Annotated in this window: 24 protein-coding genes; 5 read left to right on the top strand and 19 right to left on the bottom strand. The window is 72.1% G+C overall.

Annotated features, from left to right (window positions below; translation table 11 throughout):
• From carA to efp, 7 genes are all read right to left on the bottom strand, one after another.
• A complete protein-coding gene (gene carA, locus ASC58_RS07580) occupies positions 1–1191 on the bottom strand; it encodes a glutamine-hydrolyzing carbamoyl-phosphate synthase small subunit (RefSeq protein WP_056918901.1) in 1191 nt (396 codons plus the stop codon).
• Positions 1188–1796, bottom strand: a complete 609-nt coding sequence (locus ASC58_RS07575) for a hypothetical protein (RefSeq protein ID WP_056914241.1) — start codon at positions 1794–1796, stop codon at positions 1188–1190. Before ASC58_RS07575 ends, carA begins: the two co-directional genes overlap by 4 nt.
• Positions 1793–3091 (bottom strand): dihydroorotase, encoded by a 1299-nt coding sequence (locus ASC58_RS07570; RefSeq protein WP_056918900.1) that lies wholly within the window; start codon positions 3089–3091, stop codon positions 1793–1795. The genes ASC58_RS07575 and ASC58_RS07570 overlap by 4 nt, the downstream gene beginning before the upstream one ends.
• Positions 3091–4077, bottom strand: coding sequence for an aspartate carbamoyltransferase catalytic subunit (locus ASC58_RS07565; RefSeq protein ID WP_056918899.1), 987 nt, complete (start codon positions 4075–4077; stop codon positions 3091–3093). Before ASC58_RS07565 ends, ASC58_RS07570 begins: the two co-directional genes overlap by 1 nt.
• Positions 4074–4685 (bottom strand): bifunctional pyr operon transcriptional regulator/uracil phosphoribosyltransferase PyrR, encoded by a 612-nt coding sequence (gene pyrR / locus ASC58_RS07560; protein ID WP_082553074.1) that lies wholly within the window; start codon positions 4683–4685, stop codon positions 4074–4076. The genes ASC58_RS07565 and pyrR overlap by 4 nt, the downstream gene beginning before the upstream one ends.
• A gap of 188 nt (positions 4686–4873) precedes the next feature.
• Positions 4874–5287, bottom strand: a complete 414-nt coding sequence (gene nusB, locus ASC58_RS07555; protein ID WP_056914238.1) for a transcription antitermination factor NusB — start codon at positions 5285–5287, stop codon at positions 4874–4876.
• Positions 5288–5848, bottom strand: coding sequence for an elongation factor P (efp, locus tag ASC58_RS07550; protein ID WP_056914237.1), 561 nt, complete (start codon positions 5846–5848; stop codon positions 5288–5290).
• Positions 5849–6054: 206 nt separating this feature from the next.
• Here efp and ASC58_RS07545 point away from each other — a divergent pair, with 206 nt between their 5' ends.
• Positions 6055–6996, top strand: coding sequence for an aldo/keto reductase (locus tag ASC58_RS07545; protein WP_200947785.1), 942 nt, complete (start codon positions 6055–6057; stop codon positions 6994–6996).
• 125 nt (positions 6997–7121) lie between these two features.
• Positions 7122–7487 (top strand): GNAT family N-acetyltransferase, encoded by a 366-nt coding sequence (locus ASC58_RS21260; RefSeq protein ID WP_162246827.1) that lies wholly within the window; start codon positions 7122–7124, stop codon positions 7485–7487.
• A 57-nt stretch (positions 7488–7544) separates the two neighbouring features.
• Here ASC58_RS21260 and ASC58_RS07535 read toward each other — a convergent pair whose 3' ends face one another.
• A complete protein-coding gene (locus tag ASC58_RS07535; RefSeq protein WP_056918896.1) occupies positions 7545–8435 on the bottom strand; it encodes a 3,4-dioxygenase subunit beta in 891 nt (296 codons plus the stop codon).
• Between the two features lie 127 nt (positions 8436–8562).
• On the opposite strand from ASC58_RS07535, the gene ASC58_RS07530 reads away from it, so the two are divergent.
• The gene (locus ASC58_RS07530; protein ID WP_056918895.1) at positions 8563–9948 is read left to right on the top strand and encodes a lamin tail domain-containing protein; all 1386 of its coding nucleotides are present in this window, start codon (positions 8563–8565) and stop codon (positions 9946–9948) included.
• Between the two features lie 12 nt (positions 9949–9960).
• Here ASC58_RS07530 and aroB read toward each other — a convergent pair whose 3' ends face one another.
• The 11 genes from aroB to ASC58_RS07475 form a co-directional block, all read right to left on the bottom strand.
• Positions 9961–11064, bottom strand: a complete 1104-nt coding sequence (gene aroB, locus ASC58_RS07525; protein ID WP_056914232.1) for a 3-dehydroquinate synthase — start codon at positions 11062–11064, stop codon at positions 9961–9963.
• On the bottom strand, positions 11061–11654 hold the full coding sequence (locus ASC58_RS07520; RefSeq protein WP_056919237.1) for a shikimate kinase: 594 nt from the start codon (positions 11652–11654) through the stop codon (positions 11061–11063). Before ASC58_RS07520 ends, aroB begins: the two co-directional genes overlap by 4 nt.
• Complete coding sequence (gene aroC / locus ASC58_RS07515) at positions 11651–12874, bottom strand: chorismate synthase (protein WP_056914231.1); 1224 nt, start codon at positions 12872–12874, stop codon at positions 11651–11653. The genes ASC58_RS07520 and aroC overlap by 4 nt, the downstream gene beginning before the upstream one ends.
• Positions 12875–12911: 37 nt before the next feature.
• On the bottom strand, positions 12912–13607 hold the full coding sequence (locus tag ASC58_RS07510) for a prepilin peptidase (protein WP_056918894.1): 696 nt from the start codon (positions 13605–13607) through the stop codon (positions 12912–12914).
• Positions 13604–14443 carry a shikimate dehydrogenase gene (locus tag ASC58_RS07505; RefSeq protein ID WP_235529139.1) on the bottom strand — a complete coding sequence of 280 codons (840 nt, stop codon included), beginning with the start codon at positions 14441–14443 and terminating at the stop codon, positions 13604–13606. The genes ASC58_RS07510 and ASC58_RS07505 overlap by 4 nt, the downstream gene beginning before the upstream one ends.
• Positions 14413–15603 (bottom strand): endolytic transglycosylase MltG, encoded by a 1191-nt coding sequence (mltG, locus tag ASC58_RS07500; protein WP_056914229.1) that lies wholly within the window; start codon positions 15601–15603, stop codon positions 14413–14415. The genes ASC58_RS07505 and mltG overlap by 31 nt, the downstream gene beginning before the upstream one ends.
• A complete protein-coding gene (gene ruvX, locus ASC58_RS07495) occupies positions 15600–16127 on the bottom strand; it encodes a Holliday junction resolvase RuvX (RefSeq protein WP_082553073.1) in 528 nt (175 codons plus the stop codon). Before ruvX ends, mltG begins: the two co-directional genes overlap by 4 nt.
• 14 nt (positions 16128–16141) lie before the next feature.
• On the bottom strand, positions 16142–18844 hold the full coding sequence (gene alaS, locus ASC58_RS07490) for an alanine--tRNA ligase (protein ID WP_056918893.1): 2703 nt from the start codon (positions 18842–18844) through the stop codon (positions 16142–16144).
• A 111-nt stretch (positions 18845–18955) separates the two neighbouring features.
• On the bottom strand, positions 18956–19279 hold the full coding sequence (locus ASC58_RS07485) for a DUF6167 family protein (RefSeq protein WP_056914227.1): 324 nt from the start codon (positions 19277–19279) through the stop codon (positions 18956–18958).
• A 5-nt stretch (positions 19280–19284) separates the two neighbouring features.
• The gene (locus ASC58_RS07480) at positions 19285–19668 is read right to left on the bottom strand and encodes a DUF948 domain-containing protein (RefSeq protein WP_056917035.1); all 384 of its coding nucleotides are present in this window, start codon (positions 19666–19668) and stop codon (positions 19285–19287) included.
• A 60-nt stretch (positions 19669–19728) separates the two neighbouring features.
• Positions 19729–21024, bottom strand: coding sequence for a replication-associated recombination protein A (locus ASC58_RS07475; protein ID WP_082553175.1), 1296 nt, complete (start codon positions 21022–21024; stop codon positions 19729–19731).
• A gap of 142 nt (positions 21025–21166) precedes the next feature.
• Between ASC58_RS07475 and ASC58_RS07470 the strand changes: the two genes are divergently transcribed.
• Both ASC58_RS07470 and ASC58_RS07465 read left to right on the top strand, forming a co-directional pair.
• A complete protein-coding gene (locus tag ASC58_RS07470) occupies positions 21167–23371 on the top strand; it encodes an MMPL family transporter (RefSeq protein WP_056918892.1) in 2205 nt (734 codons plus the stop codon).
• Positions 23368–24153, top strand: a complete 786-nt coding sequence (locus ASC58_RS07465; RefSeq protein WP_056918891.1) for a GNAT family N-acetyltransferase — start codon at positions 23368–23370, stop codon at positions 24151–24153. The genes ASC58_RS07470 and ASC58_RS07465 overlap by 4 nt, the downstream gene beginning before the upstream one ends.
• Positions 24154–24179: the final 26 nt, after the last annotated feature.

Below are 24179 nucleotides of genomic sequence, written 5' to 3'. Positions count from 1 at the left end.
CTAGAGACCGTGTCCCTTCTGCTGGTTGGCCTTCATGAGCTCGACGAACCGGTCGAACAGGTAGCCCGCGTCGTGGGGACCGGCTGCTGCCTCCGGGTGGTACTGCACGGAGTAGGCCGGCAGGTCGAGGCACTCGAGGCCCTCGACCACGTCGTCGTTGAGGCAGACGTGCGAGACCCGCACCCGCCCGTATGCCGTGCCGTCGGCGTCCGCGGGGGCGGTCACCTCCCCGTTCAGGGGCGCGTCGACCGCGAAGCCGTGGTTGTGCGCGGTGACCTCGACCTTGCCGGTGGTGCGGTCCATCACCGGCTGGTTGATGCCGCGGTGGCCGTACTTGAGCTTGTAGGTGCCGAAGCCCAACGCGCGCCCGAGCAGCTGGTTGCCGAAGCAGATCCCGAAGAACGGGATGCGCGCGTCGAGCACCTGGCGCAGCACGGCGACCTCGGCGTCCGCGGTGGAGGGGTCACCGGGACCGTTGGAGAAGAACACCCCGTCCGGCCCGTCCTCGCCGATCGCGCGGATCTCCTCGAAGGTCGAGGTGGCCGGGAGCACGTGCACCTCGATGCCCTGCTGCGCGAGCAGGGTCGGCGTCATCGCCTTGATGCCGAGGTCGAGGGCCGCGACCGTGTAGCGCTTCTCCCCCACCGCCGGCACGACGTACGCCTCCTCGGTGGTGACCTCGGCGGCCAGGGCGGCACCGGCCATGAGCGGCGCCTCCTGCACGGTCGAGGTGAGCTGCGCGACGGACTGGTCGGCCCGGTCGCCGGAGAAGATCCCGACGCGCATGGCGCCGCGCTCACGCAGGTGGCGGGTCAGGGCACGGGTGTCGATGCCGCTGATCCCCACGACCCCCTGCTCGCGCAGGTCGTCCTCGAGCGACTTCTGCGAGCGCCAGTTCGACGGCCGCAGCGCGGGGTCGCGCACGACGTAGCCGGCGACCCAGATCCTGCGGGACTCGCCGTCCTCGTCGTTAACGCCGGTGTTCCCGATGTGGGGGGCCGTCATGACGACGACCTGCCGGTGGTAGCTCGGGTCGGTGAGCGTCTCCTGGTACCCGGTCATGCCGGTGGAGAACACCGCCTCGCCGACGGTCTGGCCGGTGGCGCCGTAGGCCTCACCGTGGAAGGCCCGCCCGTCCTCGAGGACGAGGACGGCGGCACCGCGCGGCGCGAGGTGGGCGGGACTGGTCATGACGTGGATCGTCCTTCTGTCGCAGGGGAATCGGGGTCGTGAGCCGGGTTCTCCGACTCGCGGGACTCGCCGGTGTGCCACCACAGGGCGGACTCGACCCGGTCGAGGTCGGCCTTGTAGCGCGGCAGGAACCCGGTCTCGTAGAGCGCGTCGTCATCGGCCCGCCACTGCAGGATCAGCATCTTGTTGCTGCCGACGAACTTGCCGACCATGCCGCGGTCGCGGCGCACCGCCACCAGGCGCGGTCCGGTGATGACCACGGTCGACTCGCCCTGGCGCTCGATGCGGACCAGGTCCTCGGGGGTCCCACGGTTGATGACCAGGGTCGCCCTGGCGCGGTTGCCGAGTCCCTCGACGGTGACCCGCTCGAGCCGGCTGACGGCCGTGGTGGTGCTGACGTACGTGCCCTCGACCGACAGCCGGGCTGCCGCAGCCTTCGGCTCCTTGCCGTCGTCGGTGACCTCACCGCTCCGGGTGCGCTCGCGCTCGGCGACGATGGCCGCGGAGGCGTGACGGCGGCGCTTGCGCAGCCACGCGGCATACAGGAGCGCGTAGATGAGGCCGAGCGCCACGAGGAGCACCCCGACGGCCTGGAGTCGCGTCACGCGAGGGCTCCCTTCTGGGCGGTGACCCGGCCACCGAAGACGGTGGCGTGGACCGCACCGCGCAGGGTCCGGCCGTGCCAGGGGTTGTTGCGGGACAGGGACACGCTCGCGCTGCGGTCGACGGTCACCTCGGCGGAGGGGTCGACCAGCGTGAGGTGGGCCGCGTCGCCGACCGCCAGCGCCGACCCGTGGGCCGCGATCCCGGCGATGCGGGCCGGGTTCTGCGACATGACGCGCGCGACGCCGGCCCAGTCCAGGAACCCGCCGTGGACCATGACCTCGCTCACCACGGACAACGCGGTCTCGAGGCCGAGCATCCCGAACGCCGCGTCGACGAAGGCGTGCTCCTTGTCGTGCCGGGCGTGCGGGGCGTGGTCGGTGGCGACCGCGTCGATGGTGCCGTCGGCGAGCGCGGCGCGCAGGGCGTCGACGTCCTCCTGGGGCCGCAGCGGCGGGTTGACCTTGAAGGTGGGGTCGTAGCCGGCCAGCAGGTCGGTCGTCAGCACGAGGTGGTGGGGCGTGACCTCGGCGGTCACGTCGATGCCCTGGGCCCTGGCCCAGCGGATCACCTCGACCGTGCCCGCGGTGGAGACGTGGGCGACGTGGACGCGCGAGCCGGTGTGGCGGGCAAGCATGACGTCACGGGCGACGATCGACTCCTCGGCGATGCCCGGCCAGCCGGGCAGCCCGAGTCGACCGGACAGCTCGCCCTCGTGGGCGCAGGCCTGCGGACCGGCGAGGTTCGGGTCCTGGGCGTGCTGGGAGACGACGCCCCCGAAGGCGCGGACGTACTCCAGCGCGCGGCGCATCACCCGTGCGTTGTGGACGCACCTGCCGTCGTCGGAGAAGAAGGTGGTGCGCGCTCGGGAACGGTGCATGAGACCGAGCTCGGCGAGCTCCTCACCGTCCAGGCCCTTGGTGACCGCACCCACGGGCACGACGTCGACCAGGCCGGTGGCCCGTCCCAGGTCGAAGATGCGTTCCGCGGCCTCTGCCGTGTCGGTGACGGGGTTGGTGTTGGCCATCGCGAGCACCGCGGTGAACCCACCGACCGCGGCGGCCGCGGCACCGGAGGCGATCGTCTCCGCGTCCTCGCGGCCGGGCTCGCGCAGGTGGGTGTGCAGGTCGACCAGTCCGGGCAGCGCCACGAGCCCGTCGGCGTCGAGGACGTCGGCCCCCTTGGCCGAGCGGATCGAGCCGACCTCGGTGATGACGCCGTCCTCGACGAGGATGTCGGCGCGTCCGTCGGTGTCGCGGCCGACGAGGTCGGCTCCGGTGATGAGCAGGCTGGCCATCAGCTGTCCTCTCCCTCGCCGCCGGCGAGCAGGTGGTAGAGCACGCTCATCCGCACCGCGACCCCGGCGCTGACCTGGTCGAGCACCAGCGACGCGGCGGCGTCCGCGGCGTCCGGCGAGATCTCGAGGCCACGGTTCATCGGGCCGGGGTGGCAGATGACGGCGTCGGGGTTGGCGGCCATGAGCACGTCGAGCCGCGGCCGGGTCAGGCCGTACCCCACGGTGTACTCGCGCGGCGTCGGGAAGAACCCTCCGCTCATGCGCTCCCGCTGCACCCGCAGCATCATCACGGCGTCCACGGTCGGCAGCACCGCGTCGAAGTCGTTCGACAGCGCGAACCCCTCCGCCGCTGCCCACGGACCGATGCCGCTGGGCATCAGGGTCGGCGGCGCGACCAGGGTGACGCGGACCCCGAGGGTGCGCAGCGTGATGAGGTTCGACCGGACCACCCGGGAGTGGGTCAGGTCGCCGACGATCGCGACGTGGCGACCCTCGAGGTCCCCGAGCCGGCGCTCCATCGTGTACGCGTCCAGCAATGCCTGCGTCGGGTGCTCGTGGGTGCCGTCGCCGGCGTTGACCACGTGCGCGTCGACCCACTGGCTGACCTGCTGGGCGGCGCCGCTGGCGTGGTGGCGGATGACGAGCGCGTCGACCCCCATGGCCGCCACGGTGAGGACCGTGTCACGCAGCGACTCACCCTTGGAGGTCGAGGACCCCTTGCCGCTGATGTTGATGACGTCGGCCGAGAGCCACTTCCCGGCGATCTCGAACGAGCTGCGGGTGCGGGTCGAGTCCTCGAAGAACAGGTTGACCACGGTGCGCCCCCGCAGGGTCGGGAGCTTCTTCACCTCACGCTGCTGCACGCCGTGCATCTCGGCGGCGGTGTCGAGGATCTCGCGGACCTGCGCGCGGTCGAGGTCCGCCGAGGACAGCAGGTGACGACGGGTGTGCCGCGTGGTCGCCTCGCGGGACAGGGCGATGGTCATCTCGACTCTCCTCCGGCGATGGTGACCTGGTCCTCGACGCCGTCGTGCTCGCTGAGGCGCACCGAGACGCGCTCCGCGCTGGAGGTGGGAAGGTTCTTGCCCACGTGGTCGGCGCGGATCGGCAGCTCGCGGTGACCGCGGTCGACGAGCACGGCCAACCGCACGGCGCGGGGACGGCCGAGGTCCGACAGGGCGTCGAGGGCGGCGCGCACGGTACGGCCCGAGTACAGGACGTCGTCGACGAGCACGACCACCTTGTCGTCGATCCCGCCGCCGGGGATGTCGGTGTGCCGGGGGCTGCGGGTGGGCTGGCGGCGCAGGTCGTCGCGGTGCATCGTCACGTCGAGCGCGCCGACCGGGACCGGCTTGCCCTCGACGCTCTCCATCACGGCGGCGAGCCGCTGGGCGAGGACGACGCCGCGGCTCGGGATGCCGAGGATGACGAGGTCGGTCCCACCCTTGTTGTGCTCGAGGATCTCGTGGGCCACGCGGCGCAGGGCGCGGGAGATGTCGCTGGCCGAGAGCACCGTGCGCGACGGTGACGGGGTCGGGGCCCCGGGAGCCGGGGAGGCGTCGACCGGGACGGGTACGGCTGAGTCAGGACGCACGGGCGTCAGGACCTCCTTCCCTGCCTCACAGGACAGGTCGTTAAAGGATGTCGATCGCTGGCCACTGTAGCGGCCGATCCCCTGCGGACGCACACCGGGCTCGCCGCACGCTCCCCCGATGCGACTTTGGGTGCCTGGACGGTCGGAATTCCGACCGTCCAGGCACCCAAAGCGGGACGACAGGGGTCTCAGGCCAGGGTCGGCTTGACCTCGGCGAGGCGGCCCAGCAGGCCGTTGACGAACTTCGGCGAGTCGTCCGTGGACAGCGACGTGGCCAGCTCGACGGCCTCGGAGATCGCGACACCGTCCGGGATGTCGTCGGTGTAGAGGATCTCGTAGGCACCCAGGCGCAGGATCGCGCGGTCGACGCTCGGCATGCGCTCGATCGTCCAGCCCTGGGAGTAGGTCGAGAGCAGCTCGTTGATGTCGGTCCAGTGCGACACGACACCCTCGACGAGGTCGGCGGTGTACTGGTTCAGCGGTGCCTCGGTGACCGGCTTCGCGAGCCGGTCGGCGAGCAGGTCGCGGGCGTTGAGCCCGCGCTGCTCGGCCTCGAAGAGAATGTCGATCGCGCGCTTGCGCGCCTTGGAACGAGCAGCCACTTAGTTCACTCGGCCGAGGTACGAGCCGTCGCGGGTGTCGACCTTGACCTTCGTGCCCTGCTCGAGGAACAGCGGGACGTTGATCGTCGCACCGGTCTCGAGGGTGGCCGGCTTGGTGCCACCGGTGGAGCGGTCGCCCTGCAGGCCCGGCTCGGTGTACGTGATCTCGAGGACGACCGAGGTCGGGAGCTCGACGTAGAGGACGCTGCCGTCGTGCGTGGCGATCTGCGCGACCTGGTTCTCCAGGAGGTAGTTGGCGGCGTCGCCGACGATCGTCTCCGGGATGTGGATCTGGTCGTACGTCGTCCCGTCCATGAAGACGAAGTCGGTGCCGTCCTTGTACAGGTACTGCATGTCACGACGGTCGACGTTGGCGGTCTCGACCTTGAGGCCGGCGTTGAACGTCTTGTCGACGACCTTGCCGGACAGGACGTGCTTGAGCTTGGTGCGCACGAACGCCGGGCCCTTGCCGGGCTTGACGTGCTGGAACTCCACGACGGACCACAGCTGTCCCTCGAGGTTCAGGACCAGGCCGTTCTTGAGCTCGTTGGTCGATGCCACGTGTCAATCGCTTTCGATGAGCCGGTATCCAGCGGCGCAGGCGCGCGCGAGTGCTCCGGAAGGTTCGGGGTGGGAATCGCCGTTCAGTCTAGCCGCCGGGGCGGGTCTCCCCCGAATCGCTGCGGGGCCCGGGCTGGGTCGCGACGTGGTCGCCGCCCTGCCGGGTGGGGGTCCCGGCGCCGACCTAGGGTGGTGGCATGAGCGACATGGAGTACCGCCCCCTGGGCGGCAGCGGCCTGATGGTCAGTGCGGTCGGACTCGGCTGCAACGCGTTCGGGCGACGCGTCGACCAGGACGGCCTCGTCGACCTCCTCCGGGCGGCGCGGGACACCGGTGTCACGCTGCTGGACACGGCCGACATCTACGGCGGCCACCCCGGGCAGAGCGAGGAGATGCTCGGCGAGGCGCTGCGCGGCCAGCGGGACGAGTTCGTGGTGGCGACCAAGTTCGGGATGGACATGCAGGGCGCGAACGGTGAGGACTTCGGTGCCCGCGGCTCGCGGCGCTACGTCCGCCGGGCCGTCGAGGCCAGCCTGCGCCGGCTGCAGACCGACCACATCGACCTCTACCAGCTGCACCGCCCGGACCCGCTCACCCCGATCGGCGAGACCCTGGAGGTCCTGACCGACCTCGTGAGGGAGGGCAAGGTCCTGTATGTCGGGTGCTCCAACTTCGACGGGTGGCAGGTCGCCGACGCATCGTGGACCTCGGCGACGGCCGGGCTGGCCTCGTTCGTGTCCGTGCAGAACGAGTACTCCCTGCTGGACCGGACGGTCGAGAACGAGGTGACGCCGGCGTGCGAGCGCTTCGACCTCGGCCTGCTGCCCTTCTTCCCCCTAGCCCGCGGCCTGCTCACGGGCAAGTACCAGCGCGGGGCCGCGGCGCCCGAGGGTTCCCGAGCCGCCCTCGAAGCGGACCGTGCGAGCTGGCTCGTCGACGCCGACTGGGACCGCGTCGAGGCCCTGCAGGCGTTCGCCGCCGACCGTGGCCTCGAGCTGCTCGACGTCGCCATCGGCGGGCTCGCCGCCCAGCCACAGGTCGCCTCGGTCATCTCCGGGGTGACGAGCGCCGCACAGGTCGAGCGCAACGCCCGTGCCGTCGCCTGGCAGCCGAGCCTGGCCGACCTCGCCGCCCTCGACGAGCTCTGAGCCTGCGCGGTGCTGACCCTCTCGAGCCAGGACGGCGGGTACGCCGGGGAGGATGCCGTCCGGGCCGTCGCCGGGATCTGGGCCCGTGCTGTCGCTCGACGCGACGGTCGGGGTGGACCGTCGACGTGGAGGGCGCAGTGCCCGGGGTCCTGCGTCGTCTCGCCCTCGACGGGGCCACGCTCCTGGCCGCCCGTCGCGACGATGCGGTGGTCGGCTTCGCCCTGTGCGCCCCGAACCCCCGGGTGCTCGAGCTGTTCTACCTGGCGGTCGACGCCGTGTCCTGGGGCGACGGCGTCGGTGCAGCCCTCCTCGCCGCCGTGGACGACCACGCCCGCACGGAGGGTTACGACGAGATCGAGCTGTGGGTGATCGACGACAACACCCGCGCGACCGGGGTCTACCGGCGCGCCGGGTGGGTGCCCACGGACGACGTCGTGGCCGACCCGACCTCCGGCCGGGACGAGCGACGGTTCACCCGCCGGCTCACCTGACCGCGCGCCATACCCGGCACCTCAACGGGCGCGACACCCGGCCGGAACGTCGCTTCATCAGACCCCGATGGTGAGGTTCGCGACATACCCGTCGGTGACGTTCCCGGTCACCGTCGCCAGCTGGTGGATCCCGCCGTCGTTCCCGAACACCATGTCCTGGGTCAGGGAGGTCCGGGCGAGGTTGGCGACGCTGGCCTCGTAGCCGGTGGTCGCGTAGACCTCCTTGCAGGCGGCCTCGGGGAGGGCGATCTGCGACGTCTTGACGATCTGGCCGCTGCTCGTGGCGTCGGCCACCGAGGAGTAGACCTCGAAGTGGATGTGAGGCCAGCGGCCGTCGTACGCCGCCGGGTAGATGCTCGTCCAGGACGCCGTCCCCGAGGCGCTGGTCGCCTGGACGCCGCGCAGGTAGTTCTCGTCCTCCACTCCTGGGGAGTAGAGCGAGTACTGGCCGTCACGGTTGCAGTGCCACAGGTAGACGGCAGCGCCCTCCATGGCGGAGTAGCCGTTGCCCGCGTCGGTGACGGTGAGGTTGATCGTCAGGGGGATGCCCTCGGCCTTCGTCGTGGACGTGCCGTAGCTGGTGGTGATGTCCGACCGGACGATGCCGGAGTCGTCCAGCACGTTGGGTCCGTTCGACCCGTCGCCCGGGTACGGACCGCCGGTCTCGTCCGGCACCTCGGCCGCGGGCGTGCCGGCCCCCGACGAGGTCGACGTCGTGCTGCTGGCGGACGACGACGAGGACGCCGGGCTGCTCGTCGTCGACGTCGCGGCCGTGTCCGACCCGGTGCCGCAGGCCGCGAGTGCCGCACCTGCTCCCAGCGCACCGAGGATCCCGAGCATGCCGCGCCGCCCGAGGAGGGTGGCGACGTCGAACTCGAGGCCCCGGTCGTGGCGGTCGTCGTGCGGGTTCCCGAAGTGGTCGGTTCCGTGGTCCTCGTGGTTGCTCATGTCGACGATGGTGCCCCGCGCACCCCGTGGCGCCCTGTGCCGTCGCTGTGGGGTTGCTGTGGGGCGACCTCCCCCGTTTGGCCACGTTTGACCGCGAGTGCTCCACGGGAGCCGTCGCGATGTCACCATGGCTGCCGTCGACGCATCCCCCCACCGTCGACCCCGCCAGTCCCCGGAGCTCCTCGTGCCAGACCGCATCGTCCCCCGCCTCTCCGTCCGCCCCGCCGGCCGACCCCGCCGTATGGCGCGTGGCGCCGTCAGGGGGCCCGTCGCCGCGGCGCTCGGCCTGACCTGCGCAGCCGCCCTCCTCGCCACCGGCTCGGTGGCGTCCGCAGCCACCACCTCGAAGGTCTGGTCGGCCAAGGTCACCTACGGGACCTACGACCACACGATCGACGGAGACACCGTGGCGATACGCGTCGACGGCGACCCCAGCTCCCTGACTCCCCCGCACATCCGCAACACCGGCATCCAGACGATGGAGATCGGCAGCTGCCACGCCGACGAGGCGACCGCGGCGATGGACCGCATGGTCGCCGGTCGCCGGGTGCGCCTGACCACCAACTCGACGACCGCCTCCAGCCTCGGTCGGCCGGTGCGCCACATCGACGTCTCGACGAGCACCGGCTGGCTCGACACCCAGCTGGCCCAGCTCAGGGCCGGGCACGCCCTGCCGATCATCCTGGCCAACGACGACACCCGCTGGAAGGCGTACTTCACCGCGGCGGAGCAGGCGGCCCGCGCCGGCAAGAACCTGTGGGACACCGACTACTGCCGCTCCGGTCCGTCCCAGGGCACCCCCCTCAAGGTCTGGGTCAACTGGGACGCCAACGGCGACGACGGCGGCAACGTCAACGGTGAGTGGGTGCGGGTCCTCAACAGCGGCACCGCGACCCTGTCGGTCGCCGGCTGGCAGATGCGCACGGGCGGCCAGGACTGGTTCACCTTCCCGTCCACCGCGGTCGTCCCGGCTGGTGGGCTGCTGACCCTGCACGTCGGCAAGGGCACCGCCACGACGACGTCGTTCTACTGGGGCGGCACCGCGCCGAAGTTCCCGAACGCGAGCATCGCCGCGAACCGGCACGGCAGCGGCGCCTACCTCTTCGACCGCGACGGCGACCTGCGCGCCTGGTCGATGTACCCATGCATGTCCGCGTGCACGAGCCCCCTCGCTGGCAAGGTCCGGATCAACGCCGCTCCCGACGCTCCCGGGGTCGACGCGGACAACCTCAACGGCGAATACATCAGCCTCCGCTCGGCAGGCACGTACTCGGTCGACGTGTCGTACCAGACGCTCTCGAACAACGGGTACACGTGGGAGATCCCGCGCGGGACCGTCATCAGGCCCGGCGAGGTCTACACCCTGCGGGTCGGCAAGGGCACGAACTCACGGCTCACGAACTACTGGGGCAGCACCAAGCCGATCCTGTCGAACACCGGCAGCTTCGTGGAGCTGCGCACCGCCGAGGCCGTGCGGATCGCCTGCAAGGCCTGGGGCACCGGGCGCTGCTGACGGCCGGCGACGTCAGAGCGAGATCGCCCCGCCACGGGCGACCTCGGAGCTGACCTCGGCGTAGGCGGCCTGCAGGATCGCGGGGTCCGGACCCTCGAGGCGGGCCGGCTTCGCGAGCCCGGTGAGCACGACGAACCGCAGCAGCGAGCCCCGGGACTTCTTGTCGCGCTTCATCGCGTCGAGCAGCTGCGGCCAGCGGTCACCGCGGTAGGTGACGGGGAGGCCGAGCGAGGTCAGGACGGCCCGGTGCCGGTCGACGAGGTCGTCGTCCAGCTTCCCGGCGAGCCGGGCCAGCTCGGCGACGTAGACCATGCCGATCGAGACCGCGGCGCCGTGCCGGAACGCGTAGCGCTCGACCTGCTCCACGGCGTGGCCGAACGTGTGGCCGTAGTTGAGGACCTCGCGCAGCGACGACTCCTTCAGGTCCTGCGCGACGATGTCGGCCTTGACGCGGACGGCTCGCTCGATCAGCTCGCGGACGTGCTCGCCTGACGGTGAACGCACCCCCACCGGGTCGGCCTCCACGAGGTCGAGGATCACGGGATCGGCGACGAAACCGCACTTGACCACCTCGGCCAGTCCGGCCGTGAAGTCGTGCTGCGGCAGGGTCTCGAGCGTCGCGAGGTCGCACAGCACCCCGGCTGGTTCGTGGAACGCGCCGACGAGGTTCTTGCCCTCGCTGGTGTTGATGCCGGTCTTGCCACCCACCGCGGCGTCGACCATGCCGAGCAGCGTCGTCGGCACGTGCACGACGCGGATGCCCCGCAGCCACGTCGCGGCGACGAACCCGGCGAGGTCGGTCGTCGCTCCCCCGCCCACGCTGACGACGGCGTCGGAGCGGGTGAAACCCGCCTGCCCGAGGACACCCCAGAGGAACGCGGCGACCTGCGCGGTCTTGGCCTCCTCCGCATCGGGAACCTCCGCGGCATACGCCTCGAAACCCTTGGCGGCAAGGTCTTCCCGCACTGCCTCGCCCGTGGTCGCCAGGGCACGGGGGTGGATGACGAGGACGCGCTGGACGCCCTCCCCCACCAGGCCCGGCAGCTCGTCGAGGAGACCGGTGCCGATGACGACGTCGTACTGCCCGCCGACGCTGATCCGCGTGGCGTCACTCATGACTGCTCCTCCGGGTCGGTGGGGGGCGTGGCAGGGGCGGGCGCGGCGCCGGCAGGGGTGTGGCCCAGCGCGGCGACGACCTCTGCCACGATCTCGGCGGGCTTGCGGCCGGCGGTGTCGACGCGGACGGTCGACAGTCGCTCGTAGGTGGCGCGGCGCTCGTTCATCATCTTGGTCCAGGTGGCCCGCGGGTTGACCATCAGCAGCGGACGGTTCCCCTCGAACCCGATCCGGCGTGACGCGTCGGCGATGCCCACGTCGAGGAACACCACGGTGTGCCCCACGAGCAGCTCCTGCGTCTGCGCGTCCATGGGCGCGCCGCCGCCGAGGGAGACGACCACGTCACCCTCACGAAGGGCGCGTGCGACCTCGGCGCGTTCGAGGGCGCGGAAGTGGTCCTCGCCGTGGTCGACGAACAGGTCGGAGATGGAAGCGCCTTGGGCCTCCTCGATCGCCGAATCCGTGTCGTGCCAACGCACTCCGAGCGCCGCAGCGAGGCGACGACCGATCGTGCTCTTGCCCGCGCCGGGCGGACCGATGACGACGGCGACGGGGCGCGCCGTGGCGCCCTCGTCGTGGGAGGAGGTCACCACGTCCGCATCGCCTCAGGGATCGCCGCGAGGTATGCCGCGTGGTTGCGGGCCGTCTCGGTCACCGAGTCGCCGCCGAACTTCTCGACACAGGCCTGCGCGAGGACGAGCGCGACCATCGCCTCGGCCACGACGCCCGCAGCGGGCACGGCGCACACGTCGGAGCGCTGGTGGATCGCCTTGGCCGCCTCGGCGCCGGTGGTGTCGATCGTGTCGAGCGCGCGCGGGACCGTGGAGATGGGCTTCATCGCGGCCCGGACGCGGAGCACCTGCCCGGTGGACATGCCGCCCTCGGTGCCGCCGGCGCGCCCCGTCCTGCGACGGATCGTTCCGCCCGCGTCGCGCTCCATCTCGTCGTGGGCGGCCGAGCCGCGGCGGGCGGCGGTGCGGAAGCCGTCGCCGACCTCGACCCCCTTGATGGCCTGGATCCCCATGAGAGCGCCTGCCAGCTGGGAGTCCAGCCGGCGGTCCCAGTGCACGTGCGAGCCCAGGCCCGGGGGCAGCCCGTAGGCCAGCACCTCGACCACGCCGCCGAGGGTGTCGCCGTCCTTCTTCGCCGCCTCGACCTCGGCCACCATCGCCGCGGAGCCGTCGGCGTCGAGCGTCCGCACGGGGTCTGCGTCGATCTGCTCGACCTGGTCGGGGGTGGGCAGCTCGGCGTCGTCGGAGACACCGGCCGTGCCGATCGCCACCGTGTGGGAGACCAGCCGGATCCCGTACGCCTGCTCGAGGAACCGGGCCGCGACCTCGCCCAGGGCGACGCGGGCGGCGGTCTCGCGGGCCGAGGCCCGCTCGAGCACCGGGCGGGCGTCGTCGAAGCCGTACTTCTGCATCCCCACGAGGTCGGCGTGCCCCGGACGCGGCCGGGTCAGGGGCCGGTTGCGGGCGACCTCCTTCTCCGCGTTCACGTCGTCGGACGCGGCATACGCCTCGTCGGAGACGGGATCGGGGGACATGACGGTCTCCCACTTGGGCCACTCGGTGTTGCCGATGCGGATCGCCAGGGGCGAGCCCATCGTCACGCCGTGGCGCAACCCACCGAGGAACTCGACCTCGTCCTGCTCGAACTTCATCCGGGCCCCACGACCGAAGCCGAGGCGACGACGGGCGAGGGCGGCGGCGACGTCCTTGGAGGTCACCTCCACACCAGCGGGCAGGCCCTCGATCGTCGCGAGGAGGGCCGGGCCGTGGGACTCACCTGCGGTCAACCAGCGAAGCATGGCTCGATCCTCCCACGCAGCCCGTGGGCCCCTTCCGCTAGGCCACCAGCTGGTACTCGAACGCCAGCGCGAGGAACGTGCCGACGAGCAGCGAGGGGCCGTACGCGATGTGCGAGCGCAGCCCGACCCGCTGCCCGACGAGCATGAGCAGGGCCACGACACCACCCACGACGAACCCGGCCACGATGCCGCTCACGGCCTCCTGGACCCCGAGCCAGCCGAGCAGCAGCCCGATCAACCCGGACAGCTTGACGTCCCCGAAGCCGAGCGAGGCCGGCGAGACCAGGTTCATGAGGAAGAACAGCGTGAAGACCGCGGCGAGGCACAGCAACGCCCGCACGGCGGCGTGCCAGTCCCCCAGGCCCAGCGTGGCCACCAGCAGCAGGATCCCGAGTGCGGGGTAGGCCGGGAGCACGAGCCCGTCGGGCAGGCGGTGCACGTCGGCGTCGATCCACACCAGGGCGACGGTGAGCCAGGCGAACAGCAGGAAGGCCGGCAGCGCCGCCCACCCCGCGTAGTCACCGATCCGCCACGCGAGGAAGCCCCAGAGCAGGGCGAGCACGGGTGCTGGCCACCACCAGACCCGCGGCAGCGCACCCGCCTCGTCGTACTCGGTGCGGTACCCACCCTCGGACAGCCTGCGTCCGGTGAGCCCGCCGAGGAGGAGACCGGCCAGGGCGAGGACGGCGACGACCCAGACGGGGGCGCCCACACCGGCGGAACGGGCGATCACCGGCCCAACGCCTCTCGGCCGGCAGCGAGCATGACCTCGACGGGGGCGGCCTGCCCGGTGAACAGCTCGAACTGGCGAGCCGCCTGGTGCACGAGCATCTCCAGGCCGCTGACGACGTCGGCGCCGGCCGCTTCCGCTGCGCGGGCCAACGGGGTGGGCCAGTCGGCGTAGACGACGTCGAGGAGGGTGGTGCCCGCCAGGTCACCGTCCGGCGGGAGGTGCACGGCAGCGGCCTCGGCCGCGGGCGGGGGCAGGGTGGACACGACCACTCCGCCCGGGCCGGCGGCCCACTCCCCGAGTGGCACCGGCACGGCGTGGACGTCGAGCGAGTCCAGCAGCGCGACCACCTCGGTCGCCGTCACGACGTTGCGTGCCGCGACCCGGACGCGCGAGACCCCCAGCTCCGACAGGGCGACGGCGGCCGACCTTGCCGTCGCGCCGGACCCGAGCAGGGTCGCCGCCCCGCCGTGGTCGACGTGCGCCAGCGCGGCCACCAGCCCGTGGACATCGGTGTTATGGGCGTCCCACCCGAGGTCCTCGCGCCGGACGAGCGTGTTGACGGCCCCCGTGAGCCGCGCGGTCTCCGACACCGTGGCGGCCACCGCGAGGGCAGCCTCCTTGAGCGGCATCGTGAGGCTCAGGCCACGCCACCCCTCGTCACGGTCGGCCACCCAGGGAGCCAGCTCGTCGGCGCCGAGGTCGTGCGCGCCATACGTCCAGTCGCGCAGGCCCAGCGCACGGTAGCCGGCGGTGTGCAGCAGGGGTGACAGGGAGTGGGCGACGGGTCGCCCGAGGACGGCGGCGTTCAGCACCGGTCCGAGTGGTCCCTGCACCACGCCTGGAACTCCTTGACGTTCTGGTCGTGCTCGGCCTGCGTCGTCGCGAACTTGGTCTCACCGGTGTCGGGGTCGACCGTGACGAAGAAGAGCCACGAGCCTGCCGTGGGTGAGGCGGCTGCCTCGATCGACGCGGCGCCGGGGCTGTTGATCGGCGCCGGCGGGAGGCCCTGCTTCTTGTACGTGTTGAAGGGGCTCGGGCTCTGCCGGTCGGTGTTGCTCGTGCCGGCGCGGCCGCGCTTCTGCACCGCGTAGTGGACCGTCGAGTCCATCTGGAGCAGGCCGTAGTTGGGCGCGCCCTTGGTGCGCAGGCGGTTCTCGATGACGCGGGCGACCTTGCCGCGGTCGGCGTCGCCGCTCACCTCGCCCTCGACGATGGACGCGACGATGAGGGTCCGTTCCCGGTCCGCCTCGGCGACACCGGCCTGGTCGAGCTCGCTCAGGGTCTTGGCCACCATGGTCTTGAGCTGCGTGGTCGCGGTCGCCTTCGCGGGGAACTCGTACGTCGACGGGAAGAGGTACCCCTCGACGTTCCCCTTCGCCACGGCCGGGAGGCCGATCGCCTGCGGGTCCTTGATCGCGGCGGTGTACTCCGCCACGGGAACCCCGGTGCCCTTGGACAGCGCGGCGAAGATCTCGTTCTTCCAGAGCCCCTCACGGATCGTCACGCGGGGGACGCTGCGGTTGGCCGAGTCGACGAGCAGCGCGAGGGCGCCCTTGGCCGACATCTGCTTCTTCAACGTGTAGGTGCCGGGCTGGATCCCGGCCGACCGGCTGTCCGCGGACGCCGCGTCGAGGAAGGCCTTCGCCGACTTCACGACGTCGGCCTTCTCCAGGGTGGTCCCGATGGCGCGGCCGGTGTCGCCGTCGTTGACGACGACCTTCACCTCGCCCGCGCCGGGGCCGGCGTAGTCGTTGCTCTCCAGGAAGCCGTCGACCACCGGACGCAGCACGGTGTATGCCGCGAAGCCGGCCAGGGCCACGATCACCAGGGCGACGACGAGGATGCCCCGGCGACGTCCGCGCCTGCGGCGACGCGGCCGGGCCTGCTGACGCGTCTGGGCGCGGCTGACCGGTCGTCCGGCCGCGTCCCCGTGCGGGTCGTGGCCCTCGTCCGGCTGTCCCCCGAAGATCGAGTGCTCCAGATGGGGCTCGGTCATCGGTGCCTGTCCTTCGTCCGGGGCTTGCGCCCGCCAGTCCTGACCAGCTCACCGGGCGGTCGCCCGGAGGCTCGCTCCGCGTCGAGGGCGGCCTGCAGGATCAGGACCGCCGCCGCCTGGTCGATGACCGCGCGCTGCTTGCGGCCGTCGACCCCGCTGTCACGGAGGGAACGGTGCGCATCGACCGTGGTCAGTCGCTCGTCGATCAGGCGCACCGGCACGGGGGCGATACGGACCGCCAGCCGCCCAGCATACGTGCGGGCGGTCTCGGCGGCGGCACCTTCGGCCCCCGCGAGTGTCCGCGGCAGGCCGACCACGACCTCGATCGCCGACGTCTCGTCGACGATGCCGGCGATCTCCTCGAGGTCCGTCGGCTCGGCGGCCGGGGGTTCCTGCCGGTCACGGCCCACGGTGCGGACCGGGGTCGCCAGCAACCCCGACGGGTCGCTGGCGGCCACCCCGACCCGGACGCTACCGACGTCGACGCCGACCCGCACCCCGGTCCTGGTGACCGCCTGCGTCACGATGTCGTCCGCGGTCAGCCGGTGATGCCGGCGGCTTCGCGCACCGCGGCGTCGATGCGGCCGAGCGCGTCACCGGTCCTGGCCGGATCGGTGCCACCACCCTGGGCGAGGTCGTCCTTGCCACCTCCGCCGCCGCCGAGCGTCTGGGCCGCGACGCGCACGAGCGCACCAGCCTTGACGCCGCGCGCACGCGCTCCGGCGTTGGTCGCCACGACGACACCGGGCCGGCCCTTGGCCACGCCGGTGAGCGCGACGACCACGGGGGTCGCCTCGCCAAGGCGGCCACGCAGGTCCAGGGCCATGGTGCGCAGGTCGTCGGCGCTGGCGCCGTCACCCGCGTCGTGGGTGAGGACCCGGATGCCACCGAGGTCACGGGCGTACTCGACGAGCTTGCCGGTCTGGGCCTGCACCTGCTCGCGACGGACCTTCTCGAGCTCGCGCTCGGCGTCGCGCACCCGCGCCACGAGGGCCGCGACGCGCTCCTTGAGCTCGCCCGGCTGGACCTTGACGATCTCCGTGAGCTCCGCGACGAGGGCGCGTTCCTTGGCGAGGTAGCGCAGGGCGTCCATGCCGACGAACGCCTCGAGGCGACGGACACCCGAGCCCACGGACGACTCGCCGGTCACTGAGAGGGCACCGATCTGCGAGGAGTGGCCGACGTGCGTGCCACCGCAGAGCTCACGCGACCACGGGCCACCGATCTCGATGACTCGGACCTGCTCGTCGTAGGTCTCGCCGAACAGCGCCAGCGCCCCGAACTCGCGCGCCTGCGGCAGGGTCATGAACTGCGCCGACACGGGGAGGTCCTGGCGGACCGCGAGGTTCGCCACCTCCTCGATCTCGCTGCGCGTCTCGCTCGACAGGGACTGGCCCCAGGCGAAGTCGAGGCGCAGGTAGCCGGGCTTGTTGTAGGAGCCGGACTGCAGGGCCGTCGGGCCGAGCACCTGGCGCAGGGCGGCGTGGACGACGTGCGTGCCCGAGTGCGCCTGGCACGCCGAGATGCGCCACTCCGGGTCGACCTCGGCCGACACCTCCTGGCCGGTGCGGACCGGCCCGGTGAGCACCTCGACGGTGTGCGCGACCAGGCCCTTGACGGGCCGCTGGACGTCGACGACCCGCAGGTGCGCGCCGTCGGCGGTGATGATGCCCTCGTCACCGACCTGGCCACCGGACTCGGCGTAGAAGGGGGTGCGGTCGAGCACGACCTGGCCACGCTGGCCGGGCTCGAGCTCCTCGACGCGCACGCCGTCGACGACGAGGCCGACGACCTTCGCCTCGCTGGTCAGCTGCGAGTAGGCCCGCCAGTCGGTCGCGCCGAGCGCGCGCAGGTCCCGCCACACCTCGGTGTTGGCGTGCCCGCCCTTCTTGGACTTCGCGTCCGCCTTGGCGCGCTCGCGCTGCTCCTGCATGAGCCGCGTGAAGCCCGCCCGGTCGACCTCGAGGCCCTGCTCCTGCGCCATCTCCAGGGTCAGGTCGATCGGGAAGCCGTACGTGTCGTGCAGCTGGAACGCCTGGTCGCCCGGCAGCGTCGTGCCGCCGGAGTCCTTGGTGCGGGACACGGCCGTGTCGAGGATCGTCGTGCCCGAGGCCAGCGTGCGGCGGAACGCCTCCTCTTCGGCGTACGCGATCTGCGAGATCCGGTCGAACCCGGCCTCGAGCTCGGGGTAGGAGTTCTTCATCCGCTCGACGGAGACGGGGAGCAGCAGCGGGAGGCTGGGCTCGTCATACCCGAGCAGGCGCATGGAACGCACCGCGCGACGCAACATGCGGCGCAGCACGTAACCACGACCCTCGTTGCCGGGGGTGACGCCGTCGCCGATGAGCATGAGGCTCGAGCGGACGTGGTCGGCGACGACGCGCAGGCGCACGTCGTCGGGGTGGGACTCGCTGGCGGCGTGACCGGAGTGCGCGCCGTACTTCTTGCCCGTCAGCTCAGCCGCGCGGTCGAGGACCGGGTAGACCTCGTCGATCTCGTAGAGGTTGTCGACGCCCTGGAGCAGGGTGGCCATGCGCTCGAGGCCCATGCCGGTGTCGATGTTCTTCTTCGGCAGCTCCGAGGCGATGTCGAAGTCGTCCTTGGCGCGCACGGCCGACAGCTCGTACTGCATGAAGACGAGGTTCCAGAACTCGAGGTAGCGGTCCTCGTCGACGGCGGGCCCACCCTCGCGGCCGTAGTCCGGGCCACGGTCGAGGTAGAGCTCGCTGCACGGGCCACCGGGACCGGGAACACCCATGTGCCAGTAGTTGTCGAGCTTGCCGCGGCGGGTGATCCGCTCCTTGGGCACCCCGATGGTGCGGTGCCACAGGTCGTAGGCCTCGTCGTCGTCCTCGTAGACGGTGGGCCAGATCTTGTCGGCGTCGAGGCCGTAGCCACCCTGGTCCTGGGAGGTGGTGATGAGCTCCCAGGCGAACCGGATGGCGCCTTCCTTGAAGTAGTCCCCGAAGGAGAAGTTGCCGTTCATCTGGAAGAACGTGCCGTGGCGGGAGGTCTTGCCGACCTCCTCGATGTCACCGGTGCGGACGCACTTCTGCACCGACGTGGCACGGTCCCACTGCGGGGTCTGCTGCCCGAGGAAGTAGGGCTTGAACGGCACCATGCCTGCGTTGACGAACAGCAGGTTGGGGTCGTCGTAGACCAGCGGGGACGACGGGACGACCGTGTGGCCCTTGCTCTCGTAGAACGAGAGGAAGCGGCGCCTGATCTCGGCGGTTTCCATGGATGTACTCAGTCCTTTGCGCATGCCCTGGAGGGGTGGGCGGGCATGACGAATCGTACGGGTAGGGGTGAGCGGTGTGCGGGGACGGGACGCGCGGGTGCGCGAACGCCCCTACCGAGCTCGGAAGTCCCGGTCGGCGCGGCGGCCCATGGGGTCGTCCAGGAGCGCCCGTGCAGAGGCGGCGTCGAGGCGTGCGGCGCTGGCCTCGGGGTCGTCGGCGGTCCCGGCGTCGATGCCGAGGGCCAGCCGCAGCTCGCCTTCGCGCTCGGCCATGCCCTCGCGGACGGCGGCGGCGAGCTCGCGCAGGCCGTCACCGAAGTCGGACAGGCCGTCGGCCACGCCGGCGGGCGTGTACGCCTGGGCGGCCTTGCCGACCTTGCGCACCGCGTAGACACCGGCGGCCGCGCCCAGCCCGAGCCAGAAGAGTCGTGCCACGGCGATCAGCCCCTGCGGCGGCGACGGCCACCGGTCGACTTGGTGCCGGCCCCGCTCAGGGCCGACCGGACGCCATACGTGAAGGCCGCGACCTTGACCACCGGGCTGCCGAGCGTCGCCGCGAAGAGGGCGGTGAGGGCGCTGGCGTTCGTGGTGATGGCCGAGACGTTGGTCGTGATGCCGTCGACCCGCGCCAGCTGCTCGTTGGTGAGGCTGACCGTGTCGGTGAGCTTGATCAGGGTCGGCTGGACGTTCTCGGTGGTCGTCCGCAGACCGATCCGCGTCTCGTCGAGGATCTTGCCGGCCTTGCCGATCACGCTGCCCAGTCTGAAGACCAGGAACGCGAACGCCAGGGCCGCGATCATTCCGGCGATGTCGCCCAGACTCACATCCATGTCGGCAACCCTACCCGGTTGTGGGTGACGCCATCCGACACCGCGAGCCCCGGCTCAGGTGCCGCGGATCCTGGACTTCAGCCAGGCCCACCGCGGACCGAGGCGCTCCTCGAACCCGCGGTCGGTCGGCCGGTAGTAGTCGGTCTTGCCCTGGAGGTCGTCGGGCAGGTACGCCTGCTGGGCGACGCCGTCCGGCTCGGAGTGGGCGTAGACGTAGCCGTCGCCGTGCCCGAGGCGGGCCGCGCCGGCATACCCGCTGCCACGCAGGTGCGGGGGCACCGCCCCGCCGCGTCCCGCGCGCACGTCCGCGATGGCTTCGTTGATGCCGGTGTATGCCGCGTTGCTCTTGGGTGCGAGGGCGTTGTGGACGACCGCCTGGGCCAGGATGATGCGCGCCTCGGGCATGCCGATCTGGGCGACGGCGTGCATCGCGGCGACGGCGGTCTGCAGGGCCGTGGGGTCGCCCATGCCGACGTCCTCGCTGGCGGAGATGACGATGCGCCGGGCGATGAAGCGCGGGTCCTCCCCCGCCTCCAGCATCCGCGCGAGGTAGTGCAGGGCGGCATCGACGTCGGAACCGCGCATCGACTTGATCAGCGCCGAGGCGACGTCGTAGTGCTGGTCGCCGGTCTTGTCGTAGCGCACACTGGCGAAGGCGACCGCCTGCTCGGTGTGCGCCAGGGTGATCTCGACCGGGCCGTCGACCTCGGCACCCGGGGCGATCTCGTCCAGGGCGACGCCCGCCGCGGCCTCCAGCGACGTGAGGGCTCGCCGCGCGTCTCCGCCGGCGATCCGCACCAGGTGGGCGCTGGCGTCGTCGGCCAGGCTGAACTCCCCCGCCAGCCCACGCTCGTCCGCGACGGCCGAGACGAGCACCTCGGCGACCTCCGAGTCCGAGAGGGAGCCCAGGGTGATGAGCATCGACCGGGACAGCAGGGGCGCGATGACGGAGAAGGACGGGTTCTCCGTCGTCGCCGCCACGAGGATGATCTGCCGGGTCTCGACGCCCGGCAGCAGCGCGTCCTGCTGGGCCTTGGTGAACCGGTGGATCTCGTCGAGGAAGAGCACGGTCTGCCGGTCGTACATGTCGCGGTCGCGGGCAGCCTGGTCCATGACCTGGCGCACGTCCTTGACGCCTGCCGTCACCGCCGACAGCTCGACGAACCGGCGACCGGCCGCCGTCGCCACGAGGTGCGCCAGCGTGGTCTTGCCCGTGCCCGGCGGGCCCCAGATGATCGCCGACAGCGGCCCGGCAGCTCCGGCCGAGCCCTCGATCAGGCGGCGCAGCGGGCTCCCCGGGCGCAGCACCGAGGACTGGCCCCGCACCTCGTCGAGGTTCGCCGGCCGCATCCGGACGGCGAGCGGGGGCAGCGCCGCACCCGACGGCAGGCGGGCCCCGTCGACGGCCGCACCGGGACCACCTGCGGTCCCGCTGGCCGCCGCGAAGAGGTCGTCGCCATCGCCTGTCACCACGGATGGCAGGCTATCCCGCGTGACCGACGCGCCCGACCACCCCGACCGGTCGACCTCAGCCCTGTCCCACCTCGGCGGCCTCGTCGGGCGCCACCCGCGCACCGTGGTCCTCATCTGGCTCCTGGCCGTGGTCGCGTCGTTCGCCGGGGCCACCGGGGCGTTCGGCAACCAGTCGCTGTTCGAGCGCCTCCAGTCCGGCGACCCGTCCGTCGCCGGGGAGAACCTCCAGGGCCGTGACCAGCTCGTCGCGGCGGGTCGCTCCGCGACGAGCACCCACCTGCTCCAGGTCACGGACGCCGACGCCGCCGCCCCGGCGACCGTCGCCGCGGTGAAGGCTGCTGCGAGCGCGATCAGCGGCATCGACGGTGTCGCCTCGGTCGCCGCACCCCAGCTGGTGCCGGCAGGGCTCGACAGCCCCCAGGCGAAGACCTTGCTGCCGACGTCGGGTGACGGGTTCGCGGCCGTGGTGACGTTCGACCCCGGGCTCGAGGGCGATGCGCGGGACCGCGCCCAGGCGCAGGTCGACCAGCAGCTCGACGCCCTCGTGGCAGCCATCCCCGGCGCGCACGGCACGACCGGCGGCCTGGCCGACCTCATCCACGCCATCACCTCGCAGGTCGAGAAGGACCTGCGAGCCGGTGAGGGCATCGCCCTGCCGATCAGCTTCCTCGTCATGGTCCTGGTGTTCGGCGGGTTCGTCGCGGCAGGCATGCCGATCATCGGCGCCATCGCCTCGATCGCCGGCGCGCTCGCCTCCCTCCTCGGCTTCTCGCACGTGATCGACCTCGACGCGACGGTGGTCAACGTCGTCACCGTCCTCGGCCTGGGCCTGTGCATCGACTACGGACTGCTCACGGTGAGCCGGTTCCGTGAGGAGCTGCGCAGCCGGGTGCAGGGCCGCCCGGCGTCGGAGATCACCCAGGAGGAGGTGCTCGCCGCCATCGTCCGGACCGTCGACTCGGCCGGCCGCACCGTGGTCTTCTCCGGGCTCACGGTCGCCATCTCGCTCGGGGGCCTGCTCGTCTTCGAGGCGTCGATCCTCAAGGCGATCGGCTCGGCCGGGTTGTCGGTGGTCCTCGTCGCGATGCTCGTCGCCCTCACCCTGGTCCCGGCGTTGTGCGTCCTGGGCGCCAGGCGGCTGCTCAAGCGCGGCACCGAGCAGGCGCCGGAGGAGGGCGTGTTCTCGCGGCTCGCGACCCGCGTCTTCCGCCACCCCCTCCTGGTGATCCTCGCCGTCCTCGCCGTCCTCGGCACCCTCGCGGCGCCGGCGTTCGACCTGCGGCTCACCTCGTCGGGCAAGGAGCTCCTACCCGTGAGCGCCCCCCAGCGCGAGTTCTTCACGACCCTCGAGGCCCGCTACCCGGGCCTGGCCGGCCCCGACGTCCAGGTCGTGGCCACCGCGAGCCCCGAGCAGGCGCAGGCGTATGCCGCGGCGCTGCCCGTCGTCGGCGGCACCCGCCTCACCGGCCGGGTCGAGGCGGTGTCCGACCGGCTCAGCGTCATCGCCATCGACACCCCCGGCGGCCCCCTGGACGACGGCGCCCGCGACGCCGTCACCGCGCTGCGCGCGGACCGACCGGACTTCCCCACCAAGGTGATCGGGCAGGCGTCCGGCCTGCGCGACTTCACCGACTCCCTGCGCGAGCGCGCGCCATACGCCTTTGCGCTCGTGGCCCTCGCGACGCTCGTGCTGCTGTTCCTCATGACGGGCTCGGTGGTCATCCCCGTCAAGGCCCTGCTCATGAACGTCGTCTCGCTCGGCGCCAGCCTCGGGATCGTCGTCTGGGTCTTCCAGCAGGGGCACCTCCAAGGGTTGCTGGGGTTCGACTCGGTCGGGGGCATCGAGTCGACGATCCCGATGCTCGTGCTGGCCTTCGGGTTCGGGCTGTCGATGGACTACGAGGTGTTCCTGCTGTCGCGCATCGTCGAGCTGCACGAGCGCGGCGCGGACAACGACCACGCCGTCATCGCCGGGCTGCAGCGGTCCGGGCGGATCATCACGTCGGCGGCGATCCTCGTCGTCATCGTGTTCTCGGGGTTCGTGGCGGGGCAGCTGCTCATCATCAAGGAGACGGGTGTCGGCCTGGCCGTGGCCGTGCTGCTCGACGCCACCCTCGTCCGCATGCTGCTCGTGCCGGCGACGATGGCCCTGCTCGGCGACTGGAACTGGTGGGCGCCGGCGCGGCTGAAGAGGTGGCACGCGCGGTTCGGGATCACGGAGTGACGCACGCGTCCGGCTCCTGCGCGAACAACGCTGTGCTGCAGGAGATCTCGAGCCACGAGGAGCTGTTGGCGTTCAGCGGTGGGAGCGCGTTCCTGCGGTGGGACATCCCCTCGCCCCTCGTGGGCGCCGCTCACTGCCTCGGTGCCGCGATGGCCCTCCCCCGCCAGACCCACACCCGCCGCCACGGGCTCCTCGTCATGGGTCCGCCCACGGACGTGGACGCGCTCGTGGGCGAGCTGGTGGCGGCCCGGCTGCTGCCTGATCCGCTGGGTTCGGTGACGGTCGAGCGCGGGTCGCTGCCCGCGGTCGCCCACCACCTGCCGGTCACCGAGGGCAACGAGTGGGAGTGGTTGTGCGCGACGCAGCCACCGTCGCAGGTCCCTGCCGAGGACCGGCTGGAGGTCCTCGGCGACGCCGACGAGGCCCCCATCCGTGCCCTGCTGGCGCTGGCCAACCAGCGCACCGAAGCGAGGCCGTTCGAGCGGGCCGACCAGCACTGGGTCGGGGTCCGCGCCGACGACGGCAGCCTGCTGGCCTGCGGCGTCCGCGAACCCAACGTGGCCGGCCACCCGCACCTGTCCGGCATCACGGTCCACCCGAGGGCGCGTGGCACCGGTCTGGGCCTCGCGGTGACGGCCCGGCTCACGCGAGCGGCCGTCCGCGACGCCGGGGTGTGCACCCTCGGGATGTACTCCGACAACGACGTGGCCCGCCGCCTCTACACGGGCCTCGGGTACGGCGAGGCACACCTCTGGTCGAGCCGACGGTTGGCGACCGCCTGAGCGGGCGGCTGCACGGACCGTTGCCC

Origin of the sequence: Phycicoccus sp. Root101, assembly GCF_001426245.1 — a bacterium.
In the GTDB taxonomy this organism is placed as follows: Bacteria; Actinomycetota; Actinomycetes; order Actinomycetales; family Dermatophilaceae; genus Pedococcus.
The sequence above is the reverse complement of the archived record's forward strand: the minus strand, read 5'-3'. Positions and strand labels throughout refer to the sequence as shown.

What these genes read in the sequence shown, in the direction of transcription:
- carA (WP_056918901.1), bottom strand. Translation starts at nt 1,191, where the DNA reads ATGACCAGTCCCGCCCACCTCGCGCCGCGCGGTGCCGCCGTCCTCGTC.
- ASC58_RS07570 (WP_056918900.1), bottom strand. Translation starts at nt 3,091, where the DNA reads ATGGCCAGCCTGCTCATCACCGGAGCCGACCTCGTCGGCCGCGACACC.
- ASC58_RS07565 (WP_056918899.1), bottom strand. Translation starts at nt 4,077, where the DNA reads ATGACCATCGCCCTGTCCCGCGAGGCGACCACGCGGCACACCCGTCGT.
- ASC58_RS07545 (WP_200947785.1), top strand. Translation starts at nt 6,055, where the DNA reads ATGGAGTACCGCCCCCTGGGCGGCAGCGGCCTGATGGTCAGTGCGGTC.
- ASC58_RS07535 (WP_056918896.1), bottom strand. Translation starts at nt 8,435, where the DNA reads ATGAGCAACCACGAGGACCACGGAACCGACCACTTCGGGAACCCGCAC.
- ASC58_RS07530 (WP_056918895.1), top strand. Translation starts at nt 8,563, where the DNA reads ATGGCTGCCGTCGACGCATCCCCCCACCGTCGACCCCGCCAGTCCCCG.
- aroB (WP_056914232.1), bottom strand. Translation starts at nt 11,064, where the DNA reads ATGAGTGACGCCACGCGGATCAGCGTCGGCGGGCAGTACGACGTCGTC.
- aroC (WP_056914231.1), bottom strand. Translation starts at nt 12,874, where the DNA reads ATGCTTCGCTGGTTGACCGCAGGTGAGTCCCACGGCCCGGCCCTCCTC.
- mltG (WP_056914229.1), bottom strand. Translation starts at nt 15,603, where the DNA reads ATGACCGAGCCCCATCTGGAGCACTCGATCTTCGGGGGACAGCCGGAC.
- alaS (WP_056918893.1), bottom strand. Translation starts at nt 18,844, where the DNA reads ATGGAAACCGCCGAGATCAGGCGCCGCTTCCTCTCGTTCTACGAGAGC.
- ASC58_RS07475 (WP_082553175.1), bottom strand. Translation starts at nt 21,024, where the DNA reads ATGCGGCCGGCGAACCTCGACGAGGTGCGGGGCCAGTCCTCGGTGCTG.